This is a genomic window from Corynebacterium sp. UBA2622 (genome assembly GCF_002339505.1).
In the GTDB taxonomy this organism is placed as follows: Bacteria; Actinomycetota; Actinomycetes; order Mycobacteriales; family Mycobacteriaceae; genus Corynebacterium.
On record NZ_DDJO01000002.1, the window covers coordinates 57,470 to 70,741 of the forward strand.

Here is a 13,272-nt window from a genome sequence, read left to right on the forward strand (position 1 = left end):
TGCACCGCGAGCCACAGCCGGCAACCCGCTCCGCGCCCCGCCGGGAGGGCCCCGGGCAGGTTCGGTTCCGCCGGGGCCCCGTACGCCCTTTGCGCGGGCCTTTTCGAGTATTCTGGGGGCCGTGTCTGCGAACCTGAAGAAATTGTCCGACCTCTCCCAGCGGGGTCCCCACCGTGTGCTAGAGGGCGACCTGGGATACACCGGCCTGCCGGGCAAGGTGTACGCGCCGGCCGAGGGCCACAACCTGCCGGCGGTTGCTTTCGGCCACGACTGGATGCGCGGTGTGGCCGAGTACCGGGACACGCTGCGCCACCTGGCCAGCTGGGGCATCGTTGCAGCTGCCCCGGAAACGGAGACGGGCTTCAGCCCCGACCACGCCGGTTTTTCCGCCGACCTGGAGACCACCCTGCAAATCCTCGCGGGGGTGCGCCTGGGCAACGGCAACATCACCGTCTCTCCCGGCAAGCTCGGTCTCGCCGGGCACGGCATGGGCGGAGGCGCGGCGGTTCTGGCCGCGGTAAACAACGCAAAGCTCGCAGCTGTCGCTGCCGTGTACCCCGCCGCGACAGCCCCCTCCTCCGTGGAGGCGGCCCGCAACCTGTTTGCTCCCGGCATGATTATCGGCCCGGACAGTGACAGCGACGCCATCTTCGATCCCGGCAACCCCGCGGCACTGGCCTACAACTGGGCGGGCGACGTCGTCTACCGCGTGGTCAAGAAAGGCAACCAGCAGAGCTTCGCCGAGGACGGGTTGCAGAAGCGCCTGATGGGGCTAGGCACCCCGAAGAGGAAGATCCAGACCACCGTGCGCGGCCTTCTCACCGGTTACTTCCTCCACGAGCTCGCGGGAGAGAAGAAGTTCTCCGGTTTCTCCGACCCGGAGGCCAGTGGAAAGAGCGTGAGCTCGCTGGCGGGCGAGAAACTCGCCTCGCGGGCGGGGTTGCACTCCGCTGGAATGGCACTGCCCCTCCTGTAGCCCGCCCCGCTGCCGCGGGGTGATGCGGGGCATCATCGGCTGCCCCCGGAACCCGCCCGGTCCTCTTGCCGGGCGGGTTTTTCGGCGCCAGCGCCCGCGGCGCATCCCGGCGGTGCCAGCTCGTCTCTGCTACTCCGCCTCGGTGCGCTCATCCCGCTGGAGGACCCCCTGAACCCGTCCTCCCCGGCGCGGGGGCCGGTAGGCGCCCCGCGGCACGTCGTTGACGGGTCGGCGTAGGTTCAGCTCACGGACCATCTGCTGGTGGCGGCCAGCCTGCTCCATCTTGCGGTGGGCCTCATTGATCGCAGCCTCGAAATCCATCATGCGTTTGGCGGTGCGCAGCTTGTACTGCTCGGCAAACTCGAGGAAGTCCATTACCATCCACCTGTCTTCTTGATCCTGGGGCCATCACCGGGCCCATCCTGGGGGGAATGCGATTCGGGGGCAGCGGGTTGTGCGGGCTCTGGGCCGGTTTCGGGCGCATTGGACACGGTGGGTGCGGTGGGCACGGTGGGTGCGGTGGGCTCGGTGGGAGCCGCGAGCTCGGTTGTCGCCGCCTGTGTCTGGGCGGCGATTTTTTCTGCCGGGGCCGGGGGCTCCGGTACCTCGGCCAACTCCGGCGGGGGCGCTATCGTCCCCTCGCCGAGTGGTGGACCCTGAGGGGCAGGTTCCGGGCAGGGTTCGGGCTGCGGTTCGGGGCAGGGTTCGGGGCAGGGTTCGGGCTCCGGGCAGGGCTCCGGCTGGGCTTCGTCGCTGCAGCAGTCACAGCAGGTCCCGCATGCGGCCGGTGGCGTGCCTTCGAGGCATCCGGAAAACTCCTCCAGGCACGCCAGGAAGGCGCTAATTCCGTTGACCACCGATGCTGAACCGCTCGCGTTGACGGCTCCCACCGCTGACATCACATCAGGGTCTGTTGACGCGGTGCAGGTGGGCAGCGAGGAGGTGGGAGCCTGCGCGGTAGGCGGGCAGGCGTCTCCGGCTCCCGTATCCACGTTAACGTTCGTGGTGATGTTGATCGTCCATGGGCTGACGGCACCCGGTTGCGCTCCCCCGGCGGCCGCGGGCGCGGTGGAAGGAGGCTGGGTGGCACCGGGAGCACACTCCACCCCGGGCGGCGTAACGGAGCTGAAAGCCGGCAAAACCCCCGCGTTCGCTTTGGCGGGCTGCGGGGACACCGGCTGGGCACTGCCGGAAGGAGCGGGCGGCGGCACATCGCACGGGGTGGCCCCAGCCGGGACCGTGGCAGGCGGGCTCACCGCCGCCGGGGTCGTGGCGCATTCCGGCGGAGCAACGGAGGGGCCGGTGCTGGCGGTGGGGGGCCGACAATCAAACCCGGATACGGGTGCCGGGCGGTGCTCCCCCGCCTCCTCACACCGCCGCCGGCACTCATCGAGACATTCGCCGATGGAGTCGTTTCGGTCCGTCACGATGTCGAGGGCTTCCGAGAGCCCCTCGATGGCGACATCCATGCCGAGTTGCGCGACCTGCGCGACGGGTGATCTCCGGCTCAATCCGATGACCGCCCCCGTGAGATCGATGATGATGCCGAGGGCGACTTCGGCCGTTTCGGTGACTTCCTCCAGAACCCGGCAGCACGTGTTCACCGCCTCACGCAAGAGGCTCACGTTCTCACCCTGTTTACTCTCGTCTTCGACCCTTTTCACCTCATCGGGCCCCACCCCAATGCCGTCGAACCATTCCCCCGCCCCCGTGAGGGTGTCACCGACGGTGCCGGCGAGGGAGTCGGCGAGGACCCGCTCGAGGACCCCCTTGCCCAGCGACGGCAGAAGCCCCCTGCCGCGGCCGCGACCACCTGCCAGGATGAGATTGTCGGCCCCGGCGCGGACGCGGGCAAGGTCCATCCCTCCGGTCTTCGAGTGCTCCGCACAGATGCGGGCGGTGAGGTCGTTGACCCGCGCCACCTGCCCAGGGGCGGCGAGGGGGACACAGTTGGCGTCGACAGCGACGCGCGCAAGCTTGCCCATCACCCCGCTCATCGGCCCACCCACCCGTCCAGGTCGGCGGCGTTGGCGGAATCGCGCTCCTCCACGGCGTCGACAAGCGCGATGATTTTCTCCCAGGCCTCGACCCGGTTTTCCATGAAATCCACGGTGAGCTTCTGCACGTCCGTCAAAGCTTGGGACAGCGCACCCGCGTGGGACACGAACCCTTCCCCGGCAGCCCCGGGCGGAAAATCCGGGAGGTTGGCTTTAAGGTCGTCTATCAGCCGTTTGTGCTCGTCAATGGCAACGCCCAAATGCGAGCGCACAGCATCCGGCTCCACATTCAACGGGACACGCATGTTTCCCCCATTCCCCCGGCCGATCGGGCAGGCTGCCCGCCCGGCTGCCCCTGCAGGGGCAAAAACAGTTGCACCCCCTTAGACTGCCCGACCCGTCGCGGGGTTCCCCACCCCGCCAAACCGACCTTGGCACTACACCGCTGCAACGACGGCGGCGAGGCGGCCCGCCACCTTCCGAGCGACCTCCTTGTCGGAGGCTTCCACCATGACGCGGAACAGCTCCTCGGTGCCGGAGGGCCGGAGGAGAACGCGTCCCGAGTCGCCGAGCTCCGCCTGGACCTCGTCGGTGGCGCGGCGGACGTTCTCGTCATCGAGGATCAGTGCCTTGTTGGAGACGGGGACATTGATCAGGACCTGCGGCAGGACCGTCATCACACCCGCCAAATCCTCCAGGCTGCGACCGGTTTCCGCCATACGGGCCATGAGCATCAGGCCCGACAACGTCCCGTCGCCGGTGGTGGCGTGCGCCGGGACGACGATGTGGCCGGACTGCTCGCCGCCGAGCGAATAGCCACCGCGTCCGAGCTCCTCGAGCACGTAGCGGTCACCCACCTTGGTCTCCTTCATCTCGATGCCTTCGCGCTGCATGGCGAGCTTCAGACCGAGGTTGCTCATGACGGTGGCAACCAGCGTGTTCTCGTGGAGGCTGGACTTCTCCTTCATTCCAGTGGCGAGGATTGCCATGATCTGGTCCCCGTCGACGATGTTGCCCTGTGCATCCACGGCGAGACAGCGGTCGGCATCACCGTCGTGTGCCAACCCGATGTCGGCTCCGTGCTCGACCACGGCCTGCTGGATCTGCTCCATGTGCGTCGAACCGGAACCGTCGTTGATGTTGAACGCGTTGGGGGCGTTGAAGATGGCCACAACGTCCGCTCCCGCAGCCGCGTACGCCTTGGGTGCGACCTCGGACGCGGCGCCGTTCGCACAATCCACCACCACCTTGATGCCGGAGAGGTCGGTGCCGACCACTTCCTTCAGGTGGGCCAGGTAGCGCTGCTGGGCATCGGATGCCTCCTCGATGACCCGGCCGATGCCGGTGCCCGTCGGGCCGGTTTCATCCAGCTCCCCCATCGCCGCTTCGATGCGGTCTTCCACGACGTCAGGAAGCTTTTTTCCGCCCGCGGAGAAGAACTTGATGCCGTTGTCGGGCATGGGGTTGTGGGAGGCGGAAATCATCACGCCGATCTCGGCACCGTAATCGTCGGTGAGGAACGCAAGGCCGGGGGTGGGAATCACCCCGACCCGGAGCACGTCGACGCCTTTCGACGCCATCCCGGCCGCCATGGCAGCAGCCAGCATTTCACCGGAGACGCGGGGGTCGCGACCAATGATCGCGGTCGGGCGGCGCTTGCCCGTCCCCGCCTTTTCCGTGAGCACCGTGGCCGCCGCCGCCCCCAGCTTGAGGGCCAGCGGTGCGGTGAGCACCTGGTTGGCGAGGCCGCGGACACCATCGGTTCCAAACAAACGAGTCATGGGCACAATTATGCACCAGGGTTTGTGGCGGTCCGCGCGTGCCCGTAACTCGTCCCGTCGATCCCGGGGGTCCGCGGGAGACGCCGGTATATCGCCCCCGGCCGGCCGGAAACGGCAAAACCGCCCCAACGGAATCCCTCGGGATCCAGCGGGGCGGTCACGCGGTAAGTACCGGCGTTTAACGCTTGGAGTACTGCGGTGCGCGACGTGCCTTGTGCAGACCAGCCTTCTTGCGCTCCACTGCACGGGCATCACGGGTGAGCAGGCCGGCCTTCTTCAGGGTTGGGCGCTCAGCCGGGTTGTACAGGTTGAGGGCGCGGGCGATTGCCAGGCGCAGGGCACCGGCCTGACCGGTCGGGCCGCCACCGTGGATGGTGGCCTTGATGTTGAACTGGCCCTCGCGCTCGAGGAGGGTCAGCGGGGTCAGAATGTCCTGCTGGTGCAGCTTGTTCGGGAAGTACTCCTCGAACTCACGGCCGTTGACCACAATCTTGCCCTCACCCTCGGTGACGGTGATACGGGCAATGGCGCGCTTGCGGCGGCCCACGGTCTGGATCGGGCCCTCGTGGAGCGACACCGGCTCGATGACCTGCTCAGACTCAGCATCGGCAACGGGTGCAACCGCGTCACCGATGGTGTAGTTGAACTCCTCGGTGGCGGCGGTGGCGGCTTCGATGTCCGTGGTTGCGCCGAGGTTCTCTTCTGCGTAGTTGCGCGGATCAGTCATTACTGTGCCACCTGCTTAAACTCGAAGGTTTCCGGCTTCTGAGCAGCGTAGGGGTGCTCGGAGCCGACGAAGACGTGAAGCTTCTTGATGGACTGGCGGGAGAGGCGGTTGTGCGGCATCATGCCGCGGACTGCCTCCTCGATGACGCGATCCGGGCGCTCGTCGAGGGCACGACCCAGAGTCATGGACTTCAAACCACCCGGGTAACCCGAGTGGCGGTAGCGCATTTCGCGGTCGCGCTTGTTGGACGAGATGTGGATCTTGTCGGCGTTGATGACGATGACGTGGTCACCGGTGTCGACGTTCGGTGCGAACTGCGGCTTGTGCTTGCCACGCAGGATGTCGGCTGCGGTGGAAGCAAGCTTGCCCAACACCACGTCGGTTGCGTCGATGACGTACCACTTGCGGGTGACGTCACCGCTCTTCGGGTGGTAAGTAGACATGCATGACTCCTTAAAGTCTGTCTAGAAAGCTGCCGGCCAGAGACAGTGCGCTCGACCACCCCCGACGGCGGCCGGTGGAGACCCGACGGGAGGCGCACCAGAAGGCGCAGAACACACAGGGTTTACAGGCTACGCTTCTGCCTTGCGAACACCAAAACGCGGCTCGCCGCCACCGCGGCGCTCGGGTGCCCGTCCTCGGCAACCCGCCCCCCCACCGCGGTGGCGGCAAACCAATCCCCCCCATACTGTCACTCGCAACTTCACCCCGCCCCCCCCCAGCGCGCGGGTGCAGCCGCTGGTCACGCGGCGGGTTTCATGCGGTGCCGCCTCTGCGCGTCCACCCCCGTGATTGCGAGACCGCCCGCACGTTTATCCGCCGCCGCCTGATCATCCCCAGCTCGCGGCGGCGGCCGCGTTGACGGCCTGCATACGGCTGTTTCCCTCCTCGACGGTGGTGGCGATGGTCTTCAGGATGGTGTTGAGCTCGCCGGCGGCCTGGTCCCACTTCTGCTGGTGCGCAGCGTACGCCTCGGCGGCGTCGCCTTCCCAGGTGCTCACCATCGGCTGGAGCATGCTCTTGAGGTCGTTGAGCTGGCCGGAGATTTTCGCGGCGGAGGCATCCATGTCCTGGGCCGCACCCGAGAGCTGACCGAAGCCGTAGCGGATTTCCATGATGTGTCCTTTCATGCGTTGCGTGATGTGGTTGACGGGTTGTTCCCGCTGTCCCGGGCAGGTAACCCCGGGGTGTTGTGCTGCCCCGCCTGCCCGTTAAAGGGCGAGGCCCGCCGAGATCGAGCGGAAGTCGTCCGTGTTGGTCGCGTCGACCCCCTCGAAGTTCTTGGCGTTGTCGCGGATGTTCATGGCGATTGCCCCGAGCGCCTCCCCCAGGCGCCGCTGGGCGTCGTCGTAGCGGACCATGAGGTCATCGAAGCTGCGCTGCGCCTCGCCGCTCCAGAAGGAGCGGGTGGACTCGGCAACCTGCTGGACCCGATCGATCTCGATGTTGACGTTGCTGTTGGTCTCGTCGACGCGCTCGGCGGCCGAGCGCATAACGTCGGCTTCGGTCTTGAACTGTCCCATTGCGGACATCCCCCTTGTTGTCGTGTATCTGCGGCGCGGACACCGCTGTTTCCTGGGAGGTTATGCTCGCGCATTTCAACCTCGCCCCCGTATTGGACTGCGAAAGCGGTCCAGCGGTTCCCGGGCCCGGCCTACTTTCTCTCACCCCGTGTGAGAAGCAGCTTCGCCCGCCGCGGCAGAATCGAAGGCCGCCGACGCCATCGCCATCCGGCATGTCGCCTGCTGCACCGTCGTCGGTGCGTAGCGGGTGTGGCACCCCACGAACAGCTGCCTGCCCCCGTCCGCCCACGTACGCCACAGGGTCTCGGACCCGTCCGGGGCGCGTTGGAGATACATGACGACACCGCCGTCGTTGCCCACCAGCTCCACCTCCGGGTCCCTTTCGATGTCCAGCAGCACCTGTTCGAGCATCTCCGCGGGCGGGAGCTGGAAGAGTTCGTCCACCGCAATCTGCAGGCGGAAATTCGGGTCACCACCCGTGGCCCGCCACATCCCGCCGTCCGGAACGAGAGAAAATCCGGCGGGCAACTCGACCCGCAACCCCTGCCGCTCGACAACCATCGTGGGAGGCTCGGCGGGACCATCGCTCGCCCACTCCCCCTCCCGCGACGCAACAACCCCGCCATCGTCCTCAACCGCGTCCGGCCCAGCGGCGGTCACCGCGTCCCTGCCCCGCGGCGGTGACGCGGGCCCCTCCCCGCTCCGGCCCACCGAAGCCCAGATAGCACCCGCCGCCACCGCGGACACCACGACGACGGCTGCGGCGAGGATCCACCCACCGTTGCCTTCCACCCACCGCGGGCCGCCGCCCGCGCTGGGGCGGGTGATCTGCACCGTGTCCCACTCCGCACGCGGGGTTGCCCGCTGCACCCCACCGCCGTCCGGGTCCAGTGGGTCTCCCGGCCGCTCGGCAGTGAGCGTGATGTCGTAGCCGGCGAACGCGCGGTCGAGCTTGTCCACCTCTTCTTCCACGGCCACCACGTGCACCACGGCCCCGCCCGGCTCCGGGCCGAGAAGACTGCGGACGTAGCTCGCGATGTCGGCCGCGGAGGGCCGGTCGTAGCGGTAGACGTTGGCGACGCCTCCGAAAACGACGGTCGTCTCCGTCACCGTAATGGTCAGCACCGGTTGCGTGCCGGTCTGCGTCGTCACAACTGACCACCATTCGCGTAGGTCGCGGCAACCTGCACCGTGCCGTGGGACTCGTTGTTTCGCACGTGGGTTGCCCGCCCCGGCTTCTGGGCCGAGGGCTTGACCCCGAAGAGTGTTCCCTCGTCACGGGTGCCGTCGAAAAGCAGCACGTCCGGGGCGAGGTCGCGGAACGCGCTGAGGAACCCCCCGTAGAGTGCTCGCGCCACGCCCCCGAACTTTCGCGCCGCCACCACATGTAGCCCGATGTCTCGGGCGTGCGGCAGCAGCGGGATGAGCGGGCGGAGTGCTTCGTCGGGTAGGAGTTCGAGGTCGTCGAGGACCACCCAGATGTCGGGGCCCTCCCACCATGACCGCCGGGCGAGCTGCTCGGCGGTAACCTCCGCGCCGGGAAGACGCTGCGTGAGGGTCGTGGCGGTGGCCGCCAGCGCGTCCACAGCCGCCGAGGCGGAACCGGCGTACGCGGCCACCTTCTCCTCCGGGGCGCGGCCCAGGTGGGTTCTCCGCGGATCCGCTATCACCAGGCGGGCCCGCTCGCGGGGTAGGTCCGCGACGGCGCAGATGGCGGATGCGAGCAGCGTCGATTTTCCGCAGCCCCCGGTGCCAACCGCCAGGATGTGCCCCGATTCGCAGAGGACGGGGTCGAGCCTGGGCCCGCCCACGCCGAGGGGGACCGCGCCGGGGTGGGCGTCGATAAGCGGTCGCGCGTCGACATGGGGTGGAAGGACCCGCAGTTTCGGCACCGGCGGCTGGGACGCAGCGCGGGCGGCGATGTGGGCGATGTCCTGCTTCTGCGTCGAGGCCAGGAGCATCGGCGTGCCGTCCGGGGAGAGGCCTCGACCCGGTAGCGCGGGGAGGGCGGCCTGGGCCTTGCGGTCGATGAGCGAGTCGTGGGGCTCCGTCAGCCGGAGTTCAAGTCGGGTGCCGATGAGGTCGCGCACGTTGGCGCGCACGGCGTTCCACCGCTGGGTGGTGAGAAGGAGGTGGATTCCCGCGGCGGGCCCATCGGCAGCGAGGCGGGTCAGGGGTTCACGCAGGTCCGCCAGGGTCGAGTCGCTGCCCGTCACGTTGTGCCACCCGTCGACGGCCAGCACGACGTGCCGCCCGGCCACCACGGGCCCGTCATCCAGGAGTGCCGTGACCTCATCGACGACGCGGCGCACCCGTTCCTCGTCCTCGCGGACCGCGACCCCCGCGACGTGCGGGAGCAGTTCGAGATCGGCAAGGTTCCCCGATCCGGCATCGATGACGTAGAAGGCAACCTGCTCCGTGGAGTGCGTGGCGGCCAGGGACGAGATGATGGTTCGCACGGCCATGGACTTGCCGGTCTGGGGGCCTCCGGAGATGGCGGTGTGCCCGCCCGAAACGGAAAGGTCGAGCACGAGATGGTCCTGGCGCTGCCTGTAGGGTTCGTCGGTCAGACCGATCACGGCGCGCAGGGGTCCCGCCTCCTCACAGACGGCCGCGAGTTCGATTTCTGCTGGAAGCGGCGGCAACCACACCGCGTGCGCGGACTGGCCGCGCTCTTTGGCGGTGCGCACGGCAGCCCCGACAACCGCGGCGAGGAGCGTCGTCGACCCGTCGATGTATTCCTCGGTGTCCTCCTCGCGCGCGGCGCCGGTTTCGTGGTCGTCCCAGCCCGTGAACAACCGCACGCGGTGGTGCGGGGTTGCACCCCGCTTTTCGACGCGCCTGACGAGCGGACCCGACACGTAGGCCGCGCGGAACCTCGTCAGCTCCCCCGGCCCGGCCTTAAGATAACCCGAGCCCGGTTCGGAGGGCAGCTGGTGCGCATCCGGCACCCCGAGGACCTGGCGCGACTCCGCCGCCGAGAAGGTCTTCAAACCGATTCGATAGGACAGGTGGGAGTCGAGGCCGCGCAGGCGGCCCTCCTCGAGGCGCTGCGAGGCGAGCAGGAGGTGCACCCCCAGCGAGCGGCCCAGCCGGCCGACGGCGACGAAGAGGTCCGCGAAGTGCGGGTGCTGGCTGAGGAGCTCGGAGAACTCATCGACCACGATCACCAGCGAGGGAAGCGGATCAAGCTCGCCTTGCCGCCCCGCCCGCGCGGCGGAGTAATCCGTGATGTTGGTGAAATTGCCCGCTGCGCGCAGAAGCTCCTGGCGCCGGTTCAGCTCGCCCGAGATCGCGTCATACATGCGCTCGACCAGCACCGACTCGTCCTCGAGGTTGGTGATCACGGCCGATGTGTGCGGCAGGTCCTCGCAGCCCAGGAAGGTGGCGCCCCCCTTGAAGTCCACCAGCACGAGGTTGAGCTCCTCCGGTGAGTGCGTCGCGGCGAGGGCGATGACGAGGGTGCGGAGGAATTCGCTCTTCCCGCTGCCGGTCGCCCCGATGCACAGCCCGTGCGGCCCCATCCCGCCGTGCGCGGCCTCCTTCAGATCGAGGTAGACGGGACGGCCCTCGGGGGTCGCACCGACGGGAACGTTGAGGCGCTGGCGCGTTCCCTCCCGTCCTCCCCACATGGTGTGGCCGTCCAGCCGGTCGATGTCCTCTATCCCGAGCAGGCCGAGCAACCCGGTGCGCGAACTGTCCCCGGCCTCGGCGGGGCGACGGTAAAACGCGAGGTGCCGCGCAATGAGCTCCGCCTCCTCACCCCGGAGCGCGTCCGGGACTCCCAGCATCTCCTCTCCCGCCTCCGTGCGGGCGCGGATGGTCGAGTCGCAGACGAGGTGGAATGCGTCGTCGTCAACGAAGTAGTCGGGATCCCCGTCAACCACGATGACGCAGTCGACCTCGCGCTCGGCGAGCGCTGCGTGGGCACCGGCTGCGTCGGAAAGCGCGACAGTGAGGTGGGCGGCCTCCGGCTCCTTCGTGTGCGGTAGCCACTTCATCCAGCCCAGGGAGGGGTCCGGGTGGTGGTTGACCAGGCCTACCGTCTCCGGGCCGTGGAAGAAGGCCAGCTGCGCAACGACGGACCGGGCCAGCGCGAACGCACCGGGGCCCGCCAGCGTGAGAGCGGGGAAGGCGGCCAGCTGGACCACGATGGGCGTCCCCGGCACAGTGCTCACCGCCGCCACGGCGCGGCGCAGGCTGACGGCGCAGACCGGGTCGAGGTCCTCGGGGGACCCGGGGTCCGCCACCTCGACGGGTGTGCAGAGCGCGCTCGCACCGACTCCGAGCCGCACCTCCCCGGAGCGCGGTGAGTCGGGACCGCGCTCCCACACCCGCGTCGTCGGTATGGCGGAAACGAGCTGCGCCGGATCGGGGTGGAAGTGGAGGTAATGCTCCCTCTGCCTGCGGCCGTTGGCGCGGGCCCGGGCGGTGAGTGCGTCGAGATGGCGCAGGTAGACCCGCCGCACCTCGTCGATGTCCCCGCTCTTCTCCGGCGGGTTGACCATCATGAGGACGCTGAAGAGCATCATCAGCGGAAAAAGCATCATCATCGGGCTCATTCCCCGCCCCGAGAGCAGCATGACCGCCACCACGGCCCCCACCGCGGCGAGCATGACCAGCGGCATGAGGATCTTGATCAGCGGCTGGACAACCTCCTTCCGCGCCGCCGGCACCGCTTCGGCAGCCAGCGTGCCGGACGGCAGCGGTGGAGCCGGGTCGGCGGCGTGCGGCGGCAGAGGTGCCACGACGGCGTTGTGGTCGAGCCCGAGCACGGGTAACCCCCCCCCTTTTTGTGTTTCCCCTCCACAGCCGCCGGCCCACCCCGAACCGGCCCCCGTTGCTGTGGACGCGCCCCACATCCTAGGCAATAATGATCGGGTGTGCGCGGCAACGGGGGTCGCCGCGGCAGCACCACGCGTCCACAATTGCATTTTCGGGGGTTTTCATGGTTGCCACTTCGGCGCACCACATTGTCCGAGTCACCGTCCGCGTCGACGTCGTTTCCTTCCACCGGGACGTGGATCTCACGCTCCCCACCTCGTCATCGCTCGGGGAAATCCTCCCGGAGCTCTCCCGCCTCGTGGAGCTCCCGGCCGCCCACCGGCCCTGGCAGGCCACGACCGCCGCCGGTGTCCCCCTGGACATGCACACCCCGCTCTACCAGCTCAAGCTTCGCGACGGCAGCGTGCTCGTCCTCCGCCCGCAGGAGCCCGTTGATCCGCCGGTGGTTCGCGACGCCGCAGAATCCCTCGCGGCGGCCGCCGAGGAAACGCCCCGGCTCCCCGGTGCCGACACCGCGGCCTCAGCGGTGGGCTGCGCCGTGCTGGCCGCCGCGGCACTACCCGTGGCGGGTGCCCCCGGCGCGTTCGCAGTTGCCGCCGCCCCACTGCTGTTCCTGGGGTTCTTCACCCGCTCGCGGGTTCTCTACGTCCTCGGTGCCCTGAGCACCGCCGCGGGGTGCGGTACGTGGGTGGCGGGTGCCCCGGCGGAATGGGCCTCACCCACGGACCCGGCGATCGGCGCCCTTTCCGCCGCTGCAGTGCTCGCCCTGCTCGGCGGGTCCGGTGCCCTGCTCAGAGTCCTCGACGCCGCCACCGCCTCCGCCCTCCTCACCGTCCCGGTGCTCGCCACCCCTGCCGCGGCGGGCGCGTGGCTGCCCTCCCCCGATGCCCCTCCCGCCGTAGCGGGCCTGGGTTCCCTCCTGGCCGTTGCGGCGGCCCCGGGTGCGGCAACCCGGCTCGCGGGTCTGCGGGTTCCGCGTATTCCCACCGCCGGCGAGGAATTTTCCCTGTCGGACGGTTACCAGACGGACGTCGACTTGCGGGCCCGGCGCGCCCGCTCAATCGCTGCCGGCATCACGGCCGGGGCGGGCGCGGTGGCGGCGCCCGCCCTGCTCGCGCTGGGGCTCGCGGGCGGCGGGTGGCCCACCGTCATGTGTCTGTGCACCCTCGGTGCCGTGGCTTTCCACGCGGCGCGCCTGCACTACCCCGTCCCCCGCGCCGCCCTGACTTCGGTATCCCTGTCCGCCGCCCTCGCCTGCGGGCTCGCGGCGGCTCAGCAGACCCCGGCGCACCCCGCGGTCCCGGTCTTGGCGGTGGCGCTCGGCCTGACATGCGCCTCTGCGGTGCTCTGGGCCCCGCGGGTACCGGACCTCGAACCCACCGCCCTCGTCTGGTTCGAGCGAGCTGAGGCGGCCGCCCTCATCGCGTCCCTGCCCGTGGCGGTCCACGTCACCGGGGCGTTCGACCTGGTGAGGGGGCTCTAG

12 protein-coding genes are annotated in these 13,272 nt (G+C 69.1%); 2 read left to right on the plus strand and 10 right to left on the minus strand.

Annotated features, from left to right (window positions below; all coding sequences use genetic code 11):
* Window positions 1-121: 121 nt before the first annotated feature.
* The gene (locus B3611_RS00745; RefSeq protein WP_291313176.1) at window positions 122-976 is read left to right on the plus strand and encodes a dienelactone hydrolase family protein; all 855 of its coding nucleotides are present in this window, start codon (window positions 122-124) and stop codon (window positions 974-976) included.
* A gap of 129 nt (window positions 977-1,105) precedes the next feature.
* On the opposite strand, the gene B3611_RS00750 is transcribed toward B3611_RS00745, so the two are convergent.
* The 10 genes from B3611_RS00750 to eccCa form a co-directional block, all read right to left on the minus strand.
* Window positions 1,106-1,351, minus strand: a complete 246-nt coding sequence (locus B3611_RS00750; RefSeq protein WP_291313177.1) for a hypothetical protein — start codon at window positions 1,349-1,351, stop codon at window positions 1,106-1,108.
* Entirely contained in the window at window positions 1,351-2,961 is a 1,611-nt protein-coding gene (locus tag B3611_RS00755) for a hypothetical protein (RefSeq protein WP_291313178.1), read from the minus strand. The genes B3611_RS00750 and B3611_RS00755 overlap by 1 nt, the downstream gene beginning before the upstream one ends.
* Window positions 2,962-2,969: 8 nt before the next feature.
* Window positions 2,970-3,140: a hypothetical protein gene (locus B3611_RS00760; RefSeq protein WP_291313179.1), complete on the minus strand. Its 171-nt coding sequence runs from the start codon at window positions 3,138-3,140 to the stop codon at window positions 2,970-2,972.
* Between the two features lie 270 nt (window positions 3,141-3,410).
* A complete protein-coding gene (gene glmM, locus B3611_RS00765) occupies window positions 3,411-4,754 on the minus strand; it encodes a phosphoglucosamine mutase (protein WP_291313180.1) in 1,344 nt (447 codons plus the stop codon).
* 178 nt (window positions 4,755-4,932) lie between these two features.
* Entirely contained in the window at window positions 4,933-5,481 is a 549-nt protein-coding gene (rpsI, locus tag B3611_RS00770; RefSeq protein WP_291313181.1) for a 30S ribosomal protein S9, read from the minus strand.
* A complete protein-coding gene (gene rplM / locus B3611_RS00775) occupies window positions 5,481-5,924 on the minus strand; it encodes a 50S ribosomal protein L13 (protein WP_291313182.1) in 444 nt (147 codons plus the stop codon). The genes rpsI and rplM overlap by 1 nt, the downstream gene beginning before the upstream one ends.
* 387 nt (window positions 5,925-6,311) lie before the next feature.
* Window positions 6,312-6,611: a WXG100 family type VII secretion target gene (locus B3611_RS00780; protein WP_414646276.1), complete on the minus strand. Its 300-nt coding sequence runs from the start codon at window positions 6,609-6,611 to the stop codon at window positions 6,312-6,314.
* A gap of 81 nt (window positions 6,612-6,692) precedes the next feature.
* Complete coding sequence (locus tag B3611_RS00785) at window positions 6,693-7,004, minus strand: WXG100 family type VII secretion target (protein ID WP_291313183.1); 312 nt, start codon at window positions 7,002-7,004, stop codon at window positions 6,693-6,695.
* 141 nt (window positions 7,005-7,145) lie between these two features.
* Window positions 7,146-8,156, minus strand: coding sequence for a type VII secretion-associated protein (locus B3611_RS00790; protein WP_291313184.1), 1,011 nt, complete (start codon window positions 8,154-8,156; stop codon window positions 7,146-7,148).
* Window positions 8,153-11,779: a type VII secretion protein EccCa gene (gene eccCa / locus B3611_RS00795; protein ID WP_291313185.1), complete on the minus strand. Its 3,627-nt coding sequence runs from the start codon at window positions 11,777-11,779 to the stop codon at window positions 8,153-8,155. The genes B3611_RS00790 and eccCa overlap by 4 nt, the downstream gene beginning before the upstream one ends.
* A 173-nt stretch (window positions 11,780-11,952) precedes the next feature.
* Here eccCa and eccD point away from each other — a divergent pair, with 173 nt between their 5' ends.
* Window positions 11,953-13,272, plus strand: coding sequence for a type VII secretion integral membrane protein EccD (gene eccD / locus B3611_RS00800; RefSeq protein WP_291313186.1), 1,320 nt, complete (start codon window positions 11,953-11,955; stop codon window positions 13,270-13,272).

What these genes read in the sequence shown, in the direction of transcription:
- B3611_RS00780 (WP_414646276.1), bottom strand. Translation starts at nt 6,611, where the DNA reads ATGAAAGGACACATCATGGAAATCCGCTACGGCTTCGGTCAGCTCTCG.
- B3611_RS00785 (WP_291313183.1), bottom strand. Translation starts at nt 7,004, where the DNA reads ATGGGACAGTTCAAGACCGAAGCCGACGTTATGCGCTCGGCCGCCGAG.
- B3611_RS00750 (WP_291313177.1), bottom strand. Translation starts at nt 1,351, where the DNA reads ATGGACTTCCTCGAGTTTGCCGAGCAGTACAAGCTGCGCACCGCCAAA.
- rpsI (WP_291313181.1), bottom strand. Translation starts at nt 5,481, where the DNA reads ATGACTGATCCGCGCAACTACGCAGAAGAGAACCTCGGCGCAACCACG.
- glmM (WP_291313180.1), bottom strand. Translation starts at nt 4,754, where the DNA reads ATGACTCGTTTGTTTGGAACCGATGGTGTCCGCGGCCTCGCCAACCAG.
- rplM (WP_291313182.1), bottom strand. Translation starts at nt 5,924, where the DNA reads ATGTCTACTTACCACCCGAAGAGCGGTGACGTCACCCGCAAGTGGTAC.
- eccD (WP_291313186.1), top strand. Translation starts at nt 11,953, where the DNA reads ATGGTTGCCACTTCGGCGCACCACATTGTCCGAGTCACCGTCCGCGTC.
- B3611_RS00755 (WP_291313178.1), bottom strand. Translation starts at nt 2,961, where the DNA reads ATGGGCAAGCTTGCGCGCGTCGCTGTCGACGCCAACTGTGTCCCCCTC.